Source organism: Shewanella sp. 553 (assembly GCF_059338375.1).
This window is the reverse complement of the sequence record NZ_CM181701.1, coordinates 1,998,891-2,016,068: the sequence shown is the minus strand read 5'-3', so window position 1 is coordinate 2,016,068 and position 17,178 is coordinate 1,998,891. Positions and strand designations below refer to the sequence as shown.

15 protein-coding genes are annotated in these 17,178 nt (G+C 46.3%); 10 read left to right on the top strand and 5 right to left on the bottom strand.

Annotated features, from left to right (window positions below; genetic code table 11):
* Window positions 1-84: 84 nt before the first annotated feature.
* The 8 genes from rpsA (at window position 85) to AC5YBZ_RS09050 (ending at window position 7,891) form a co-directional block, all read left to right on the top strand.
* Entirely contained in the window at window positions 85-1,752 is a 1,668-nt protein-coding gene (rpsA, locus tag AC5YBZ_RS09085) for a 30S ribosomal protein S1 (protein WP_110457652.1), read from the top strand.
* A 71-nt stretch (window positions 1,753-1,823) separates the two neighbouring features.
* A complete protein-coding gene (gene ihfB / locus AC5YBZ_RS09080; protein ID WP_494519086.1) occupies window positions 1,824-2,111 on the top strand; it encodes an integration host factor subunit beta in 288 nt (95 codons plus the stop codon).
* A gap of 122 nt (window positions 2,112-2,233) precedes the next feature.
* The gene (locus tag AC5YBZ_RS09075) at window positions 2,234-2,554 is read left to right on the top strand and encodes a lipopolysaccharide assembly protein LapA domain-containing protein (RefSeq protein WP_494519087.1); all 321 of its coding nucleotides are present in this window, start codon (window positions 2,234-2,236) and stop codon (window positions 2,552-2,554) included.
* A 1-nt stretch (window position 2,555) separates the two neighbouring features.
* Complete coding sequence (gene lapB / locus AC5YBZ_RS09070) at window positions 2,556-3,716, top strand: lipopolysaccharide assembly protein LapB (protein ID WP_494519088.1); 1,161 nt, start codon at window positions 2,556-2,558, stop codon at window positions 3,714-3,716.
* 33 nt (window positions 3,717-3,749) lie between these two features.
* Window positions 3,750-4,445, top strand: a complete 696-nt coding sequence (gene pyrF, locus AC5YBZ_RS09065; RefSeq protein ID WP_494519089.1) for an orotidine-5'-phosphate decarboxylase — start codon at window positions 3,750-3,752, stop codon at window positions 4,443-4,445.
* Between the two features lie 78 nt (window positions 4,446-4,523).
* A complete protein-coding gene (locus AC5YBZ_RS09060; protein WP_494519090.1) occupies window positions 4,524-5,357 on the top strand; it encodes an SDR family oxidoreductase in 834 nt (277 codons plus the stop codon).
* Window positions 5,358-5,440: 83 nt separating this feature from the next.
* Window positions 5,441-5,983, top strand: coding sequence for a DUF2058 domain-containing protein (locus AC5YBZ_RS09055; protein WP_110457853.1), 543 nt, complete (start codon window positions 5,441-5,443; stop codon window positions 5,981-5,983).
* Window positions 5,984-6,133: 150 nt separating this feature from the next.
* Window positions 6,134-7,891, top strand: a complete 1,758-nt coding sequence (locus AC5YBZ_RS09050; RefSeq protein ID WP_494543694.1) for an acyl-CoA dehydrogenase C-terminal domain-containing protein — start codon at window positions 6,134-6,136, stop codon at window positions 7,889-7,891.
* 78 nt (window positions 7,892-7,969) lie between these two features.
* Here the strand turns inward: AC5YBZ_RS09050 and dacB are convergent, their stop codons facing one another.
* Together dacB and AC5YBZ_RS09040 are read right to left on the bottom strand one after the other, a co-directional pair.
* Window positions 7,970-9,316, bottom strand: coding sequence for a D-alanyl-D-alanine carboxypeptidase/D-alanyl-D-alanine endopeptidase (dacB, locus tag AC5YBZ_RS09045; protein WP_494543693.1), 1,347 nt, complete (start codon window positions 9,314-9,316; stop codon window positions 7,970-7,972).
* A gap of 348 nt (window positions 9,317-9,664) precedes the next feature.
* On the bottom strand, window positions 9,665-9,841 hold the full coding sequence (locus AC5YBZ_RS09040) for a hypothetical protein (RefSeq protein ID WP_494519093.1): 177 nt from the start codon (window positions 9,839-9,841) through the stop codon (window positions 9,665-9,667).
* Between the two features lie 477 nt (window positions 9,842-10,318).
* Between AC5YBZ_RS09040 and pssA the strand changes: the two genes are divergently transcribed.
* Window positions 10,319-11,632 carry a CDP-diacylglycerol--serine O-phosphatidyltransferase gene (gene pssA, locus AC5YBZ_RS09035; protein WP_494519094.1) on the top strand — a complete coding sequence of 438 codons (1,314 nt, stop codon included), beginning with the start codon at window positions 10,319-10,321 and terminating at the stop codon, window positions 11,630-11,632.
* A gap of 144 nt (window positions 11,633-11,776) precedes the next feature.
* Complete coding sequence (locus AC5YBZ_RS09030) at window positions 11,777-12,535, top strand: tRNA-uridine aminocarboxypropyltransferase (RefSeq protein ID WP_475516873.1); 759 nt, start codon at window positions 11,777-11,779, stop codon at window positions 12,533-12,535.
* A gap of 674 nt (window positions 12,536-13,209) precedes the next feature.
* Here the strand turns inward: AC5YBZ_RS09030 and AC5YBZ_RS09025 are convergent.
* Genes AC5YBZ_RS09025 through AC5YBZ_RS09015 form a run of 3 tightly spaced genes read right to left on the bottom strand, consistent with a single transcriptional unit; the run spans window position 13,210 to window position 16,957 of the window.
* The gene (locus AC5YBZ_RS09025) at window positions 13,210-14,412 is read right to left on the bottom strand and encodes a serine hydrolase domain-containing protein (protein WP_494519095.1); all 1,203 of its coding nucleotides are present in this window, start codon (window positions 14,410-14,412) and stop codon (window positions 13,210-13,212) included.
* A 21-nt stretch (window positions 14,413-14,433) separates the two neighbouring features.
* Window positions 14,434-15,051, bottom strand: a complete 618-nt coding sequence (locus AC5YBZ_RS09020) for a response regulator transcription factor (RefSeq protein WP_494523549.1) — start codon at window positions 15,049-15,051, stop codon at window positions 14,434-14,436.
* The gene (locus AC5YBZ_RS09015; RefSeq protein WP_494523548.1) at window positions 15,044-16,957 is read right to left on the bottom strand and encodes a sensor histidine kinase; all 1,914 of its coding nucleotides are present in this window, start codon (window positions 16,955-16,957) and stop codon (window positions 15,044-15,046) included. The genes AC5YBZ_RS09020 and AC5YBZ_RS09015 overlap by 8 nt, the downstream gene beginning before the upstream one ends.
* Window positions 16,958-17,178: the final 221 nt, after the last annotated feature.

The following is a 17,178-nucleotide window of genomic DNA, read 5'->3' as shown; positions in this document are numbered from 1 at the left end:
TATTTGTCTCACGGATGCGACAAATGATTAATCTGACTCCACGTCTAGGATGGGCTGTGGTTTATTACTTAAAGTAAATTAAACATGACTGAATCTTTTGCTGATCTATTTGAACAATCCCTTGAAACACTTGAGTTCCGTCCAGGTTCTATCGTTCGTGGTACTGTAGTATCAATCCAGAACGGTATGGTACTTGTTGACGCTGGTCTGAAGTCTGAAAGCCCAATCCCAGCTGAACAGTTCAAAAACGCACAAGGCGTTCTTGAAATCGCAGTTGGCGACGAAGTTGACGTAGCCCTAGACTCTGTTGAAGATGGTTTCGGTGAAACTCAACTTTCTCGTGAGAAAGCTAAGCGTCACGAAGCTTGGATCGTTCTAGAAAAAGCGTACGAAGATGCTGAAACTGTAATCGGTATCATCAATGGTAAGGTTAAAGGCGGTTTCACTGTTGAATTAAACGGTATCCGTGCATTCCTACCAGGTTCTCTAGTTGACGTTCGCCCTGTTCGCGATACTGCTCACCTAGAAAACAAAGAACTAGAATTCAAAGTTATCAAGCTAGACCAGAAGCGTAACAACGTTGTTGTTTCTCGTCGTGCTGTTATCGAATCTGAAAGCAGTGCAGAACGTGATGCTCTTCTTGAGAACCTACAAGAAGGTCAAGCGGTTAAAGGTATCGTTAAGAACCTTACTGACTACGGTGCATTCGTAGACTTAGGTGGCGTTGACGGTCTACTACATATCACTGATATGGCGTGGAAGCGTGTTAAGCACCCATCTGAAATCGTCAACGTTGGTGACGAAATCAACGTTAAAGTACTTAAGTATGATCGTGAGCGCACCCGTGTTTCACTAGGTCTTAAGCAACTTGGCGAAGATCCATGGTTAGAAATCAGCAAGCGCTACCCAGAAAACACTAAGTTAACTGGTCGCGTAACTAACCTAACTGACTACGGTTGTTTCGTTGAAATCGAAGAAGGTGTTGAAGGTCTAGTACACGTTTCTGAAATGGATTGGACTAACAAGAACATCCACCCATCTAAGGTTGTTAACCTAGGTGATGAAGTTGAAGTTCTAGTACTAGACATCGATGAAGAGCGTCGTCGTATTTCTCTAGGTCTTAAGCAATGTAAAGTTAACCCATGGGATGATTTTGCAGAGCGCTTCCAGAAAGGTGACAAAGTTACTGGTAAGATCAAGTCAATCACTGACTTCGGTATCTTCATCGGTCTTGACGGCGGCATCGACGGTCTAGTTCACTTGTCTGACATTTCTTGGAACGGTACTGGCGAAGAAGCTGTATCTGATTACAAGAAAGGCGACGAAATCAACGCAGTTGTACTGTCAGTTGACCCAGAACGTGAGCGTATCAGCTTAGGCGTTAAGCAAACTGAAGACGATCCATTCAACGCTTATCTTGCAGATAAGAAGAAAGGTGCTATCGTAAACGGTACTGTTGTTGCTGTTGACGCGAAAGGCGTTACCATTGAGCTGGCTGACACTGTAGAAGGTTATCTACGTGTTGCTGATATCTCTCGTGAGCGTATCGAAGACGCATCAACTGTATACTCAGTAGGTGATGCTGTTGAAGCTAAGTTCATGGGCGTTGATCGCAAGAACCGTACTATCAGCCTATCTATCAAAGCGAAAGATGAAGCTGATGAGAAGGAAGCGATGGCTAACCTGAACAAGCAAGATGACGTTGCTATGAGCAGTGCCATGGCTGAAGCGTTCAAAGCAGCTCGCAAGTAAATCGCCTGAAGTTCGGGGATGTTTCATCCCCGTTAGGTGACTGTGTTTGGCTTGATTAAAGAGGGTACAGGATGACTAAATCCGAACTAATCGAAAAACTTGCCACTAGACAGTCGCAGCTGTCGGCAAAAGAAGTTGAAAATGCAATCAAAGAGATGTTGGAGCAGATGGCAACAACATTAGAAAGCGGTGATCGTATCGAGATCCGTGGCTTTGGTAGCTTCTCGCTTCATTATCGTGCTCCACGTACCGGCCGTAATCCAAAAACTGGAACTTCAGTCGAATTGGAAGGCAAATATGTGCCGCACTTTAAGCCTGGTAAGGAACTGCGTGAGCGCGTTGATGCGATCAACTCGTAAATGACATTGTTTTAAAAGCCTCCTTTCGGAGGCTTTTTTATGTCTAAATCATAGGTATAGCTGGCTAGTTAGCTCAAATTCTTAGATAATCAATTCACCATTACGCGTTTATGGAGTGTAACGTGAAGTCATTTATTGCAACCATCCTTGTAGCTTTGTTTTTCGTGCTTGCTTTATTATTTGGTGCACGAAATGAACAGTTGGTCACCATTAGTTACTTCGTCGCCCAAGGTGAATATCGCCTCCCCGTGGTGTTAGGCGTGGTTTTTTTCGTTGGCTTTCTCGTCAGTTGGATTTTTGCCGTGTACCATATCGCTAAAATGAAGTTACTATTACGTCAAGCCAATAAAAAAATAGCCCAACTACAAGCCAAATTACCCACATCAGCCCATGAGGTGGCGGCGGTTGAAGACCAAGTAAAATCCAAAGAATTGAACGCTTAATATGTTAGAGATCCTGTTTCTGTTATTGCCTATTGCCGCCGGTTACGGATGGTATATGGGGCGTCGTAGCATACGACACAAACAGAGTAGTAAGCGTAAACAGCTTAGCCGAGATTATTTTACCGGTCTTAACTTTCTTCTTTCAAATGAATCAGATAAAGCGGTTGATCTCTTCATCTCCATGCTCGATGTTGACGATGACACCATAGACACCCATCTGTCTCTGGGGTCATTATTTCGTAAACGTGGCGAAGTCGATCGCTCAATTCGCATTCATCAAAATCTGATTGCTAGGCCAAGCTTGACCACCGAACAGCGTGATATTGCCATGATGGAACTGGGCAAAGATTATCTCGCCGCGGGTTTTTACGACCGAGCAGAAGAGATATTTTTAGCCCTAGTGCGACAAGATGATCACAGCGAAGAAGCTGAAGATCAGTTGGTGGCTATTTATCAAGTGACCAAAGACTGGCAAAAAGCCATCGATATCATCAAAACGCTCAAACGTAAACGCCAGCAAACGCTGAAGCATCTATCGGCACACCTTTATTGTGAGTTGGCTGATGAACAACAAGACAGTGAACTCAAATTAAAAATGCTGAGTCAGGCATTAAAGCAAGACAGTACTTGTGGTCGCGCCTTGTTAAATATGGCAAAAATATATCTTGATCAACAAGATGTTAGTCGGTGCAAAGAGATACTCAATAGGCTAAAAGAGGTCGATATTGAGCTGTTTCCTGAAGCACTGGCCATCGCGAAAGAAGCATACCAGGACAAACAAGATCAACCTGCTTACCGAGAACTGTTGCGAGAAGCATTAGAGCAGGGTGCTGGCGCCAGTGTCGCTATTACGCTGGCACAGCAGATGATAGCTCAAGGTGAAATTCAAGATGCCGAAAAACTGGTACTCGATGGCTTATATCGTCACCCCACCATGAAAAGTTTCCAGCATCTGATGAAGATGCAACTGCAACATGCTGAAGATGGCCAGGCAAAGAAAAGCCTCAATATGCTAGCCGAATTGGTCGAACAACAAATTAAATTCCGTCCTAGTTACCGCTGTGTTGAGTGTGGTTTCCCGTCACACACACTCTACTGGCATTGTCCTTCGTGTAAACATTGGGGCACTATCAAGCGGATCCGCGGACTCGACGGCGAATAATATGTACTACATGCAAAGCATCAGGAGAACAAGATGAGCAGTAAACCCATTATAGTGGCGCTAGATTACGATAATAAAACCGAAGCTTTGCAGCTAATCGATCAATTAGACCCCAAGTTGTGCCGTCTCAAAGTAGGAAAAGAGATGTTTACCCTATTTGGGCCCGATTTGGTCAAAGAGATCCACCGTCGTGATTTCGACCTTTTTCTCGATTTAAAATTTCATGATATCCCCAATACCGTTGCCAAAGCGGTTACCGCAGCGGCGGAGCTTGGCGTATGGATGACTAACGTCCACGCCAGTGGTGGTTTAGCCATGATGCAAGCGGCTCAGCAAGCGCTGTTGCCTTACGGTGATAAAGCGCCATTGTTAATTGCCGTGACCGTATTGACCTCGATGAGCGATGACGATCTTAAGTTATTGGGGATCAATGTACCCGCCGCCGAGCATGTAAAACGACTTGCCGCCTTGACTCAACAAGCGGGTTTACACGGCATTGTGTGTTCGGCGCAAGAGGCTAGCATGTTAAAGGCTGAATTTGGACCCGAGTTTAAGTTGGTCACCCCAGGCATTCGCCCTTTAGGTGCCGACAAAGGCGATCAACATCGCATCATGACACCGCCACAAGCCATTGCTGCAGGCTCAGACTACCTAGTCATCGGTCGTCCAATTACCAAAGCGGCCGATCCGCTAGCGGCGCTCAGTGCTATTCATGCTTCATTAGCTTAGTGCTGGCAGATACTTGACAGGCTAAGGGCAGCGCGCCTAACTTAAACGGCAACAGATGATTGGAGGGATTGAAATACCATGCAAGATAACCAAGCAATATTCGATTACTCAGGTAAACATGTCGTCGTTGTCGGTGGCACCAGTGGCATTAATTTAGGCATTGCCAAGGCATTTGCCCATGCTGGTGCTAATGTGGCAGTGGCGAGCCGTAGCCAAGATAAAGTCGATGCGGCCGTTAACCAACTGCAAAGCATTAACCCAAATGCAAACATGCTCGGTGTCAGTTTCGATGTGCGCGATCTTGAGCGGGTAAAGGCAGGCTTTGCCGTTATTGCCACTCAATATCAGCATATCGATATTTTAGTTAGTGGCGCTGCGGGTAATTTCCCCGCCTTGGCAGCTCAATTGAGCGAAAATGGCTTTAAATCGGTGATGGACATTGATTTACTGGGCAGTTTTCAGGTGTTAAAACAGGCTTATCCGTTGCTGAAAAGACCGGGTAGCAGCATCATTCAGATCTCAGCGCCTCAGGCTTATATTGCCATGCCAATGCAGGCACATGTCAGCGCTGCCAAAGCTGGCGTCGATATGTTAACCAAAAGTTTGGCATTAGAGTGGGGGAGTGAAGGGATCCGCGTTAATTCGATAGTACCAGGCCCCATTGCCGACACCGAAGGCTTTAATCGTTTAGCGCCGAGTGAGGCATTACAGCAACGGGTGGCTCAAAGCGTGCCACTGCAACGCAATGGTCAATGCCAAGACATTGCCAATGCCGCGTTATTTTTGGCATCACCCATGGCGAGCTATATCACAGGTACCATCTTACCTGTAGATGGTGGCTGGTCCCTAGGCGGCGCAAGCTTGGCGATGAGCGAACTGAGCAAATTAGCCCAGATGAGCCCTCGTGCTTAATGACTGTATTTAATAGATAGACTCATTTTATAACCCATAACGAGATAGCAGCAATGCTTGCTATCAAGGATAGTGAGAAACCCATGGCGAACCCATTTCAAGAACAACTGTTAAAAGCGGGTTTAGTAAGCAAACAAAAAGTGCGTGATACTAAAACCCAAAAACGCCGCGATCGTAAAGCCAAGGTAGACGATGGCTCAGAGGCGCTAAAGCAAGAAATCGCCGCCAAGAAGCAGGCTCAAATAGCCAAAGACAAAGCGCTCAATGAGCAACGCTTTGCCCAGGCGACAGAAAAAGGCCAAGTAAGAGGGCTTATCACCGAGTTTAAGCGTCTCGCCGTTGATGTCCCTAAAGGAGCTGAAGTTAAATTTAACTACACTCTAGGCACTAAAATTTATTCTGTTTACATTACCGACAAGCTGCAAAGCCAGCTACTTAATGGCCAACTTGGGATCGTTCGTTATGAAGAGACCAGTTATTTGGTGCCGCATAAATTAGCTGAACGAGTCCACTTATTGGTACCTGAGTGGTGCGGTTACTTGTGGCAACAAGATGCGCAAGCAGAGACAGTGGCTGAAGACGATCCTTACGCGGATTATGTGATCCCTGACGATTTAATGTGGTGATCGCTGTAAATTTTTATCAAATAGCCTCGCAATTTTTGCGGGGCTTTTTTTATGGAAGCAGCCCACGGTTCCTTAACAAAAGGCTTTATTCTGTTAACGAGTTAGTATAGATTAAAACAACTGTTTTAATTTGATGTTTGAGAGTAAAAGATGAATCCATATTACGCGCCGTTGGCTGACATGAAATTCCTGCTAGAAGGTGTATTTGATGCACCGCAAACCTGGGCTAAGCTACCTCAACTTACCGAGTCGGTAGACATGGATACCGCGGTGGCTATTATGGATGAAGCCGATAAAATCGCGCGTGATTTGATCCATCCTATAAACCGCAGTGGCGATGAGCAAGGCGTGCGTCATCAAGGTGATAAGGTGATCACACCCGACGGTTATAAAGCGGTGTATGAGGAGTATGCGCAGGGGGGGTGGATTGGACTCTGCGGTGAGCCTGATTTCGGTGGTATGGGAATGCCTAAAATGCTCGGGGTTCTTGTCGATGAGATGGCTTACAGTGCCTGTAACGCTTTTACGCTGTACGGCTCATTAACGGCGGGCGCGGCTTTATGCATTAACGCTCATGGCAGTGATGCACTTAAAGCAGTCTATTTACCTCAGCTTTATAGCGGTGAATGGGCTGGAGCCATGGACATGACAGAGCCGCAAGCGGGCTCGGATCTGCGTAACATTCGCACCAAAGCAGTGCCACAAGATGATGGCAGCTATCTTATTAGCGGCAGTAAAATATTCATTACTGGTGGCGATCACGATCTCACCGACAACGTTATCCATCTGGTTTTGGCCAAGTTGCCTGACTCAAACGGTATTTCGCTATTTTTAGTGCCTAAGATTAAGGTGAATGATGACGGTGAGCTGGGTGAGACTAACGGCGTCACTGTTGGGTCGATCGAACACAAAATGGGGCTTAAGGGCTCTGCGACCTGTGTGATGAACTTTGATAATGCTCAAGGTTACCTCATTGGTAAAGCCAATCGCGGGTTAGTCTGCATGTTCACCATGATGAACTATGAGCGCTTAGCCATTGGCATTCAAGGGCTGGGTACATCTCAAGCGGCTTATCAGATGGCTGCTGAGTATGCAAAAGAGCGTACTCAAGGCGTTGCCGCTGGCGGCTCACCAACTGGGGCGATAAGCGATCCTATTTTGGTCCACGGTGATGTTAGGCGCATGCTGCTGAATATCCGTTGTTATACCGAAGCTGGCCGTGCAATGTCAGTCTATACCGGTCAACAATTGGATTTAGCCAAATATGGTGAAGGTGAAGTTAAAGCCAAAGCCGCTCGTTATGTTGGCTTGATGACTCCAGTTGCTAAGGCGTTTTTGTCCGATAGAGGTTTAGATGCCGCGGTGATGGCTCAGCAAGTGTTTGGTGGTCACGGTTATATTCGTGAAACCGGCATTGAGCAGCTAGTGCGCGACACTCGTATCGCCCAGATCTATGAGGGTACTAATGGTATCCAAGCTATCGACTTCTTAGGCCGTAAAACCACAGGCGATAATGTCACTGCATTGACTGAATTTGTCACTGAACATCAAGCAACCTTGACCGCGATGACGCACATTTGTGACGAGCATAAAAATGCGGTGGCTTCACGATTTGAAGCGCTATTAACGGTGGCGCACCAGATCAACGATAATAAATTGACTCAACCTGCATTGATCAATGCCTCGGCGGTCGACTTTCTCGATGCCTTTGGTCATCTAATGTATGGCTATTACTGGTTATTGATGGCCGATAAAGCCGCAGACCATCAAGATCAACAATTTAGCCAAACCAAACAGCAATTGGCTGATTTTTATATGGCTAAACTGTTACCTAAGGTCGATTACCATTTAGCTCAAGTCAGTAGTGGCGATGCGACGGTGATGGCAATGGATGAATCGCTATTCTAAATGCTGACGAATAGCTCTATAAAAGCGACATAAACAACGCGTCTAAGGCCAACTTAGACGCGTTTTTGTTACTAATGCTTACTGAGAGGGCGTTGGTTGGGATTCTTTCAATAACGCCGTTAACCATTGCGTGCTAAAGGGCATGGGTTGTGGCTGCTTTTGCTGCGGGCCAATGCCATTTTCAAGGATCACAAATAGCAGATTATCTTCAGCATTTAAGCCTAAATAGCCTGCTAAGTTGTCGACCCCTTGCATTGAACCTGTTTTAGCCCGCACCTTATCTTGCAAGGGGGCTTGGCGGTAACCCGATTTGTATCGCAAAGAGCCGCTACGCCCGGCCAGCGGTAACTGCGCCAGTAAAGACCTAAAGCGCTCATCTTGATAAATAAGCAGTAATACCTGCGTCAGTTGCCTTGCGCTTAACAAGTTATAGCGTGATAGCCCTGAGCCATCGATAATTTGCCCATAGTCAAGGTCAATGCCTTCATCAGTTAAAACCTGTTTCATTGCTTTAGCGCCAGAGAGAAATGTGCCTGGCTGTTGATACACATCCGCGCCTAGCGCTTTGAATAGGCTATCGGCAATTAAGTTATCAGAGGTCAGTAACATGGTGCTCAGCAGTTCAGGCAAGGCAGCCGAGTAATGCTGCGCCAGCAATTTGGCCTGCTGGTTGACTTGGTTGCTGAGCAGCACGTTACCGCTCAGGCGCACATTACTTTTGGCAAAAAGTTGAGTCACTACTTGCTGGGCGTAAAGGGCTGGTTCATTAATGGCGATGGCCAGCTTCAATGCTTGGTTACCCGCAAAGCAACCGCTTAAGTGAAAGTGATTGTTGGGTAAGCGTTGTAATGCCAAATCGCACAATGCCCGTTGATTATTTTTATCAAACTGGGCACTGGTCGTTAAGGTGACAGGAAGATCCTTTGGAAAATTCAACTGGCTGTGATTGCTGCCAAGTTGCGGCGTGAGTTCACCGAAAATGCAATTTCTATCAATGACAAATTGCGACACAGGCGCGGCGTAACAGATGCCTAGATCGTCCCACACCCAACCAGGAGCGCGAAGCTGCTCTTCGGCCTGACCCACCAAATAGACGTTCCCCTTAATGGTATGTACGCCTTGCTCAAAGAGCTGTTGTATTAAATAGCTTAAATCATTGCGGGTGAGGCTGGGATCGCCGCTAAAGCGTATATAGAGATCGCCATTAAGCTCTCCTTGTTGGTTCACTGATTGACTATAAAGGGCGGTGGTAAAGCGAAAGGCATTGCCCAGTTGAGCCGTTGCTGCAACGGCGGTCAGCAGCTTTTGGGTGCTAGCGGGCTGCATTAAAGTATCAATATTGTGCTGATATAACGCCTGGCCTGAATGTAAGTCGACCACGCCGATGGCTAATTGGGAGTGACGTGGGGCTAACTGACGAGTCATGCTTTCAAACGTTGCCGGCTGCCATTGCTGCAATGTTACGGCGTTTGCTTGCGACTTAGATTGTGATTGAGCCTGTACTTGAAATGGTGTCTGTAATGGGAGGGGGGATGTCCGTGTGGCTGTTGTCGCTGTGCTTGCGTACTCAGTGCTGTAGCCCGTTTGTGAGACGCTGGTAAGCGCACCTACTAGAGTTAGGCTGAGCCATAATGGGTGGCGAGAAGGGAAACATTGAGTGGCGAACAGTTTAAAAGGCATGGCAATGATAACGTTGAGGCTAAAGGCCCATTATGGACAGCTCGATGCCAGCAAGCAACTTTCCTCTTTTCTAGTGAGTTTTAACTTGCGTGTTTAATCTTTATCTTCAGGCGCATCTTTTTCCATCAAGCGGTATAGGCGCAAGGTGACAAAGAGCACCAGTGCAATAAATAACGGTAATATCAGTAAACCCAACTGGGTTTTAAAATGAAAAATCCCCCAAGCGGCCAACAACGTTAAGGCTAGAGTGATAAGTAATTTGATGTTCATAGTGATCTCATTTTAACGCCAACGTTTTATTGTAGCCTTGCAGTAATATAAAAGCCGTGACGACTGCATAAATTTGACGCCGATGCACAATAATTGGGCGTCACTTAACTGTTTGGTTAAATTAAAACCATTATTTAGCTCGTCAACTCCCAATCTTGTAGAAAAACCTTGCCCCATCTAGTGTAAATCGGTAATTTCTATCCCCTTGAGAGAAGGATAGGCTCGCCATGGGGCATTATTGTGTCGATGGAGCTTCACGCATTACCACTCGGGTGGTTTGCGGATTATAAATAGCTACGCAGCTAGGCAATTTGAAGTGCTCATGTGAGACCAAGATCCTGACATACATCACGGGGCATAAGGGCACATAATCACGCTGGATTGCGTTGATTAGTTATTGAAGCCTTTAAGTCATGTATCAGGGTATTTATACCCTTGCTATTGCCGTGATGGTCACTATTTTTGAAGGAGGATACCTTGCTGGATCAGCTAGGTGGTATTGCGTTACAACCCGATGCAATTCGTTGGTTGCTAACCCCTTCGGCGCTTAAAGCCGAATTATTAACACAGATTTCTCAGGCTAAGTTTGCCATCACGATCGCCGCATTGTATCTCGAGGATGACGAAGCGGGTCGTGAAATTCTCACGGCGCTTATGGATGCCAAAGCCAACAACCCCCAATTAGATGTCACTGTCTTGGTGGATTTTCATCGTGCGCGCCGCGGACTCATTGGTCACAAAGGCGATAGTGGCAATTATTTAATGTATCGCAAGGTGATGGGACAGGCAGAATATCCGATCACCATTCTAGGGGTGCCGGTGAAATCTCGTGAGTTTATGGGGGTATTACACCTCAAGGGCTTCATTATCGACGATACCGTTATCTATAGCGGCGCCAGTTTAAATAATATCTATCTACATCAAGGCGATAAATACCGCTTCGATCGTTATCACGTGATTGATTCGCCAGAGCTCGCTCGATCAATGCGCCAAATGGTGCAAGATTACATTGTTAGCGATAAAGCGGTGACGTCATTAACTCAGCCGCAAGAGAGCGAGCTGTTACCCGATAAGGCCGATGTACGCACACTTAAATCGCGTTTAAGCGCGGCAAAATATGAGTTTACTGCCACCAAACGCGGTAATCGAGTGACGCCGTTAGTGGGACTAGGTCGTAAGCGTAATAAACTCAATCGGCTGATTGTTGATTTGGTTGCTGAATCTAAGCGCTCACTGTTTATCTGCACTCCCTATTTTAATCCGCCCTATATATTGTCTCGCGCCTTATCTAAGCACCTTAAGCAGGGAAAACGCATCGATATTGTGGTGGGTGACAAAACGGCTAACGACTTTTTTATTCCGCCAGAAGAGCAGTTCTCCACCATTGGCGCACTGCCTTACTTGTATGAACAGGCGCTGCGCAAATTTGCTAAGCGCCAGCAGTGGGCTATCGACTCAGGTCAGCTGAACATTCATTTATGGAAACATGGGCGTAATAGTTATCACCTTAAGGGAATAAGCTCGGATGAACAGTATCATCTGATCACCGGGTCTAATCTTAATCCGCGTGCTTGGGCGCTGGACTTAGAAAATGGCTTGCTTATCCACGATAAAGAGGGGTGCTGGCAATCACACTTTGCTGATGAACAGGCGCATATTCTTGAGCATACCCAGCGTTTGTATCACTACAGTCAAATTGAAACCTTAAAAGATTACCCAGCGCCGGTGCGCAAAATTATGAATCGCATTCGGCGCATTAAGGCTGACTTTTTACTGCGCCGCATACTCTAGTGGTGATAAACCCATCAAAAAGGCGAGCAGATGCTCGCTTTTTTATTGTCCTCTATAATAGAGGAACCTTTGGCGTATCGTCGACACAACGATAGATGTGGCGCCACCATTGCATTGAAATTTTTTAAAGGCAAAAAATAGATTATGGGTTTTACACCTCACGCTATCCACCAGCGATATCAATATCGTAAAGCGATCTCAACCAGACCCTATAATGCTCGCGGTAAAAACCTGCTACGCTGCGAGGCCTGCTTATTGGCGCAGCAGTTTTGTACCTGTGAATTTCGTCGACAGCTTGACTCCAATGTCAGTTTTTTATTGATCATGTACGACGATGAAGTGTTAAAGCCCAGTAATTCGGGACGCTTAATTGCCGATCTTATTCCCGATACCCATGCTTATATTTGGTCGCGTAACTACGCTAATCGCAAACTATTGAACCTGCTTAACTCGCCGCACTATCAACCTTATGTGGTGTTTCCCAGTGAATACGCTAAACCGGGTCAAGCGGTTGTCGAGTCGGTGACCCAAACAGGCCAAGTCGAAGCGTCTCCTTCAGGAAAGCGGCCCTTATTGGTGTTACTCGATGGTAGTTGGCGAGAAGCGATTAAAATGTTCAGTAAAAGCCCTTATTTACATCAACTGCCGCTATTATCTTTTACCCCAGAGACCGCTGCGCGTTATGGCTTACGTAAGGGCAGTCGCGATTTCCAGTTAGGTACCGCCGAAGTGGCCGCGTTAGCGCTAGCAAGCGCAGGTGAAGTCGCCAACGCTAATAGCCTTAATGCCTGGTTCTCACTGTTTATTGAGTCATCATTGTTTAGTCGTAGCCGTAAAAGCACCCTAGATCTCTCACCGTTACAGGACTTACAAACAGCTTTTAAACTCAGCCTTAACCGATAATCTAAAAGAGCTAGCCGCTGTTGTTGTGATACCTAGCAACGGCACGGCGCTCTTTATCAACTCGATGGTAAAACGCTTTGACGTATTTATAGGGTAATTACGGGTATTTATTGTCTATCGTTCATGGCTTGGTGATGCTAAATGATGAATAGTTATGCCTCATTCTGAATATCGGTTAAAAATATCTCGGGGTTATATTTTCAAAAGTGCATAAAGCGGTATTTTTATTCAAATGAGTATTCTATGCGAATTTTAACCAGCTCGACATGTTATTAGCGTTAGGCTGGCATAAAAAATAGCGTTAACACAGATTAAGAGTGATCTTGTTACATTCGCGTCACGTAACGACTACCACTGCTCCGTGCCCCATCATCGTTATCGAGCATCTACTGAAGCATTTCGTATTGTGCGTTTATCGTTTGATAGGGACTGTTTTGGCTGGTTGGTATTAATCCATTTGGTTTAACGCAGTCGTTTTGGAGCAAACGTATTTTTGACTATAGAGTGTATCCCTGCAGACACATTCTAGTTGAGTTTGTCCATCACCTTCGGAAGGCACTCCTCCACGTGCCTTCCTTTTTTATCTGTTTATTAATCCATTATTCTTGCTTGGTATAGCCCTTCATTGAGAGAAACGACTCAGTTGTTGTCATTTAACGCTATTAGCTTACCTATCAATTGAGCCTGTTATGGTTATGAAGGCTAAATACTTGATGCCAAAATTGCGCGCTAAGCTCGCTCACTACTCTCGATTCGCCATTAAGTAAAATGGCCATCCCCAGCTTAAGCTCTGGCGAATAGGCAATTTCTGCCACATAACCCGCTACCCAACCTGCATGATATATCAACGTTTGACCTTCAAATTGATAGACTCGCCACCCTTTACCATAGTGGGCGTCATCAAGGTAAGGTCGCCAATCTCGTCGCCTAAGTTCTTTGGTGGTGCGTACACCTGGTGTGGTTACATCTTCAAGCACTCGTTGGGGGACCACATCGGGCCGATAACCCATATTGGCAATAAGCCATTTGCTGATATCTGTGATGCTGGCATTAACCCCTGCGGCGGGGGCTAACTGATAATAATTAGGTTTAACCTTGACGCGCTTAAAACCGCTTCGGGTTTTAATATGTGGCTCGGCGCGATTGCTGGCATGATTAAACGCCGCAAAGCCGACTGAGGCCGTGTCCATTGCTAAAGGGACAAATAGTCGTTGGTTAATCAGCTCATCATAACTTTGGCCACTTTCTTGTTCGATAGCCTGCTGAATAAATGAGAAAGCAATATTTTGGTAGCTATAACACACCCCAGGAGCACAGATAGGGTTAAGCTTAACAAATTGGCTGACCACTTTATCCAGTTTGACGTTGGCATTGATTAGGTTGTCGTAGCTATTGGGCATGAGGCCGCTGCTTTGGCCGACAATATGACCTAGGGTGATCTGTTGGCTTTGCTTAGGATCGGCTAAGCGAAACTCGGGTAAGTAAGCCACGATCGGTTGCTGCCAACTCAGATTGTGCTCATGTACTAGCAGGCTGGCGAGAGTCCCAGCAAAGGTTTTCGATATCGAGGCGAGGCGAAATACCGTATTAGCATCGACCTTATCCTTGCCCCCTTTACGACGCTTACCAAAGGTAGCAAGCGTGGCAATGCTATCTCCTTGTACCACCACCATGGCACCGCCAGGAACTTTATGCTTTTTAAGTGCTTGGTGAAATTGATCATTAAAATCTTGCGCCACGGTTTGGTACGGTGACGGTTGAGCTAAGTTGGCAGGGCTGTCGACTGATAGTCTTGCCGGTGATGCCTGTGCACAGCTAAATGCAGACATGATCATGAGTGCGATGCTGTGGGTAACAAAAACCTTTTTTACATTCATGCAGTTTTCCTACTTAGGTCACTAATGTGGCACTTTGATGTCGGCATCACTTTTCGCCATCAGATACGCCAATTCAGCAATATTATTAACCTGCATTTTTTGCATCACTTTTTGTCGATGTAATTCTATGGTGCGCTGGGCGATATCAAGCTCATTGGCGATCACCTTATTAAGTTTACCTTCTAACACTTTATGCATTACTTGCCGCTCGCGCGGCGTTAAGCTAGCGATGCGCTCACTCACACTCGCTTGTTGGGTTCGCTGGGCATAGCTATTGGCGGTCTCGTGCTCGGCTAGCTTGATTAAGCTGTTAAGTTTGTCGCCATCGACTGGCTTTTCGAGAAAGTCGAGCGCCCCTTTTTGAATGGATTGCACCGCCATATTAATGGTGCCGTGGCCTGTGAGCATGATGACGGCAATTGGGCTATGGGTCGCTTTTATCCTGTCTAATAACTCGATACCATCGATACTAGGCATCTGAATATCTAAGATGGCAATGCCGGGTTGCTGCAGATTGACCTGAGCGAGAAATGCCTCTCCTGAGAGAAAACTGTGGGTTTGATGGCCCAGTCCGTCGAGCATCCAGCTCAAAGAGTCCAATACATCTTGGTCGTCGTCGACTAAATACAATTTACACATCTGTCTGCGCCTTCAGTGGAAGTGTCACGAGGATGGTTACACCACGTGGGTAAGGAGTTGCCCAGGGAGCATCACTGGTATTGAGTTCGTGATTGTTCATAGCGCGAATTTTCCCCCCGTGCTCTTCGATAATGCGTTTACACACCACCATACCCAACCCGAGCCCATGCACCTTTGATGTTTCAAAAGGGAAGAATAGTCGCTGCAGTGCCGCTTCGCTTAACCCTATACCATTATCGGTAATGGCGATGTGAGCGTCTTGCTCGGTTTGGCAGGTTAACAATGACAACTTAGGTTGCTCTATGGTTTCCATGGCATCGAGCGCATTACGCAGCAGATTAACGATCACCTGCTGCATCAAACTCACGTCAATCGATACGGTGAGTGGCATTAAGTTTAAGTGGGGGTGCAGCTTTATTCGATTAAAGTCAGGTTGCATTAAATTGAGGGTATCTTCGATAAGCTCTTGTAAGTCACAATCTTGTAGTACACTTGGCTGGTGGCAAAATTGGCGAAAACGCTTGATGGTGTTTTGCGCTCGATCCACTTGTTGAATCGCTTTGGTGAGGGCCGATTTTAACTCATCATGACCGTCTCCAAGACGATAGATACACCCTTGGGTCAGATAGCGGATCCCAGCCAGCGGTTGATTGAGTTCATGGGCGATACCAGAAGCCATTTCACCGGTTAATAATACTCGCTGCGCTCTATAAAATTGCTTTTGTTGTTCAAATAGCGTCTTTTGGGTGTTTTTGTGCTGCGCCATTTCATCGCTTAAGGCTTGAGTGCGCTTTACCACTAACCGTTTCACTCGCAGGTGGTGTAAGTATCCCAAAAGTAACACTAAGCCAGTGAGCATGGCCCAAGGCGTCATATCGGCGACCAGTCGCTGCCAGTTGGTCACAAAAGGCCAGCGATCCAGATGTTCGAGTAAGGCAAACACGTGATTATCCTGTACCGGTGCCGACCAATATTGGTAGCGCCCGGTTATCGCTTCAGCATCGTCAGCATCGATCGTCAATAGTTCACGTACTATTTGCGTTGCAACACGGTGATCAGTGTGTCCCAGCTTAGAAAAAGCATATGAGGGGTAAAGCTTGCTTGAAACCTGACATTGGAAGTCGCTGTGCACCTGCGGTAATAAAACGTGTAGTTTATCGGCCGGAATCGCTGCCCTGTTAATGGCATTTTCTAATACGCAACTGGGTAAAATGGCCACATCGGCGCGATCTTCAAGTATGTAGTTGAGTAGTTTATCTTGGGGAAAGCCAACAAAGTTAAGTTGCTTGAGATCGCTAAGCGGTGCAATACCTTGTTCAACCATCTCACCGGCAATAATTTGAAAGCCACCAAAGGCGTTAGGATCGGTTGAGATGATACCTAGTGGCTTAAGATCATTAAGGCTATTGATATTCAGATCTTTTTTAGCGATCAAGGCCGAGCCAATGGCGTGTTCTGGTGTTGCTCTAATGTGGGGGACTAAAGTCAATAAGTGACTTACTCCGTAATCTTTTTTAAACGCCACAGTAATGAGGGCGTTACCAATAATGAAGTCGAGCTCATTGTTGGCCACTCTGGCAACCAGTTGATCGGGCGTGAGCGGCACTAGTGTCAATGGGATCCCGGTGGCTTGACTCACCCGCGCCAAGGTGGGCGCCCAACGTTGATAAACCACCTCGGGTGCAGAAAATGCCAGCGCTCCCACAGTGAAGGGGCGCTCGTGGCTCTGCTCACTTACCATAGCTGTTTGTGCATCTTGACCAGAGGCAATAGCGACATCATCTTCGCCATGAGCAATCCCTATCCCCATACCCAAAGTAATGGTTATGGTCAGTAGTAAGGTAAACATCCTGAAGATAGCGTTGGTTGATAGCGATAACGCTGTATTTTGCGCGGGCAAACTCATTTAAGGGGCCAATAGCAACATATCATAGTCAGTATTATGACTTACTTTGGCTTATTTTCTTAATTGCTTAATTACAGGAGGTGATCTGGCTCACAAGGGGGCGGGGAGATAGAGGTACAAATCGTTCAAGGATAAAGGCGACTTGACTGTCAATTATCATTAGTTCGGCGCTAAGCTCAGGTGAAACGCTCTGTCTCAGAGGTAAACGTGATAAATGATAA

Coding starts and splice junctions, on each gene's coding strand:
- lapB (WP_494519088.1), top strand. CDS start 2,556: ATGTTAGAGATCCTGTTTCTGTTATTGCCTATTGCCGCCGGTTACGGA.
- AC5YBZ_RS09055 (WP_110457853.1), top strand. CDS start 5,441: ATGGCGAACCCATTTCAAGAACAACTGTTAAAAGCGGGTTTAGTAAGC.
- dacB (WP_494543693.1), bottom strand. CDS start 9,316: ATGACTCGTCAGTTAGCCCCACGTCACTCCCAATTAGCCATCGGCGTG.
- AC5YBZ_RS09020 (WP_494523549.1), bottom strand. CDS start 15,051: ATGTGTAAATTGTATTTAGTCGACGACGACCAAGATGTATTGGACTCT.
- AC5YBZ_RS09025 (WP_494519095.1), bottom strand. CDS start 14,412: ATGAATGTAAAAAAGGTTTTTGTTACCCACAGCATCGCACTCATGATC.
- AC5YBZ_RS09050 (WP_494543694.1), top strand. CDS start 6,134: ATGAATCCATATTACGCGCCGTTGGCTGACATGAAATTCCTGCTAGAA.
- AC5YBZ_RS09040 (WP_494519093.1), bottom strand. CDS start 9,841: ATGAACATCAAATTACTTATCACTCTAGCCTTAACGTTGTTGGCCGCT.
- ihfB (WP_494519086.1), top strand. CDS start 1,824: ATGACTAAATCCGAACTAATCGAAAAACTTGCCACTAGACAGTCGCAG.
- AC5YBZ_RS09030 (WP_475516873.1), top strand. CDS start 11,777: ATGGGTTTTACACCTCACGCTATCCACCAGCGATATCAATATCGTAAA.
- AC5YBZ_RS09060 (WP_494519090.1), top strand. CDS start 4,524: ATGCAAGATAACCAAGCAATATTCGATTACTCAGGTAAACATGTCGTC.
- rpsA (WP_110457652.1), top strand. CDS start 85: ATGACTGAATCTTTTGCTGATCTATTTGAACAATCCCTTGAAACACTT.
- pyrF (WP_494519089.1), top strand. CDS start 3,750: ATGAGCAGTAAACCCATTATAGTGGCGCTAGATTACGATAATAAAACC.
- AC5YBZ_RS09015 (WP_494523548.1), bottom strand. CDS start 16,957: ATGAGTTTGCCCGCGCAAAATACAGCGTTATCGCTATCAACCAACGCT.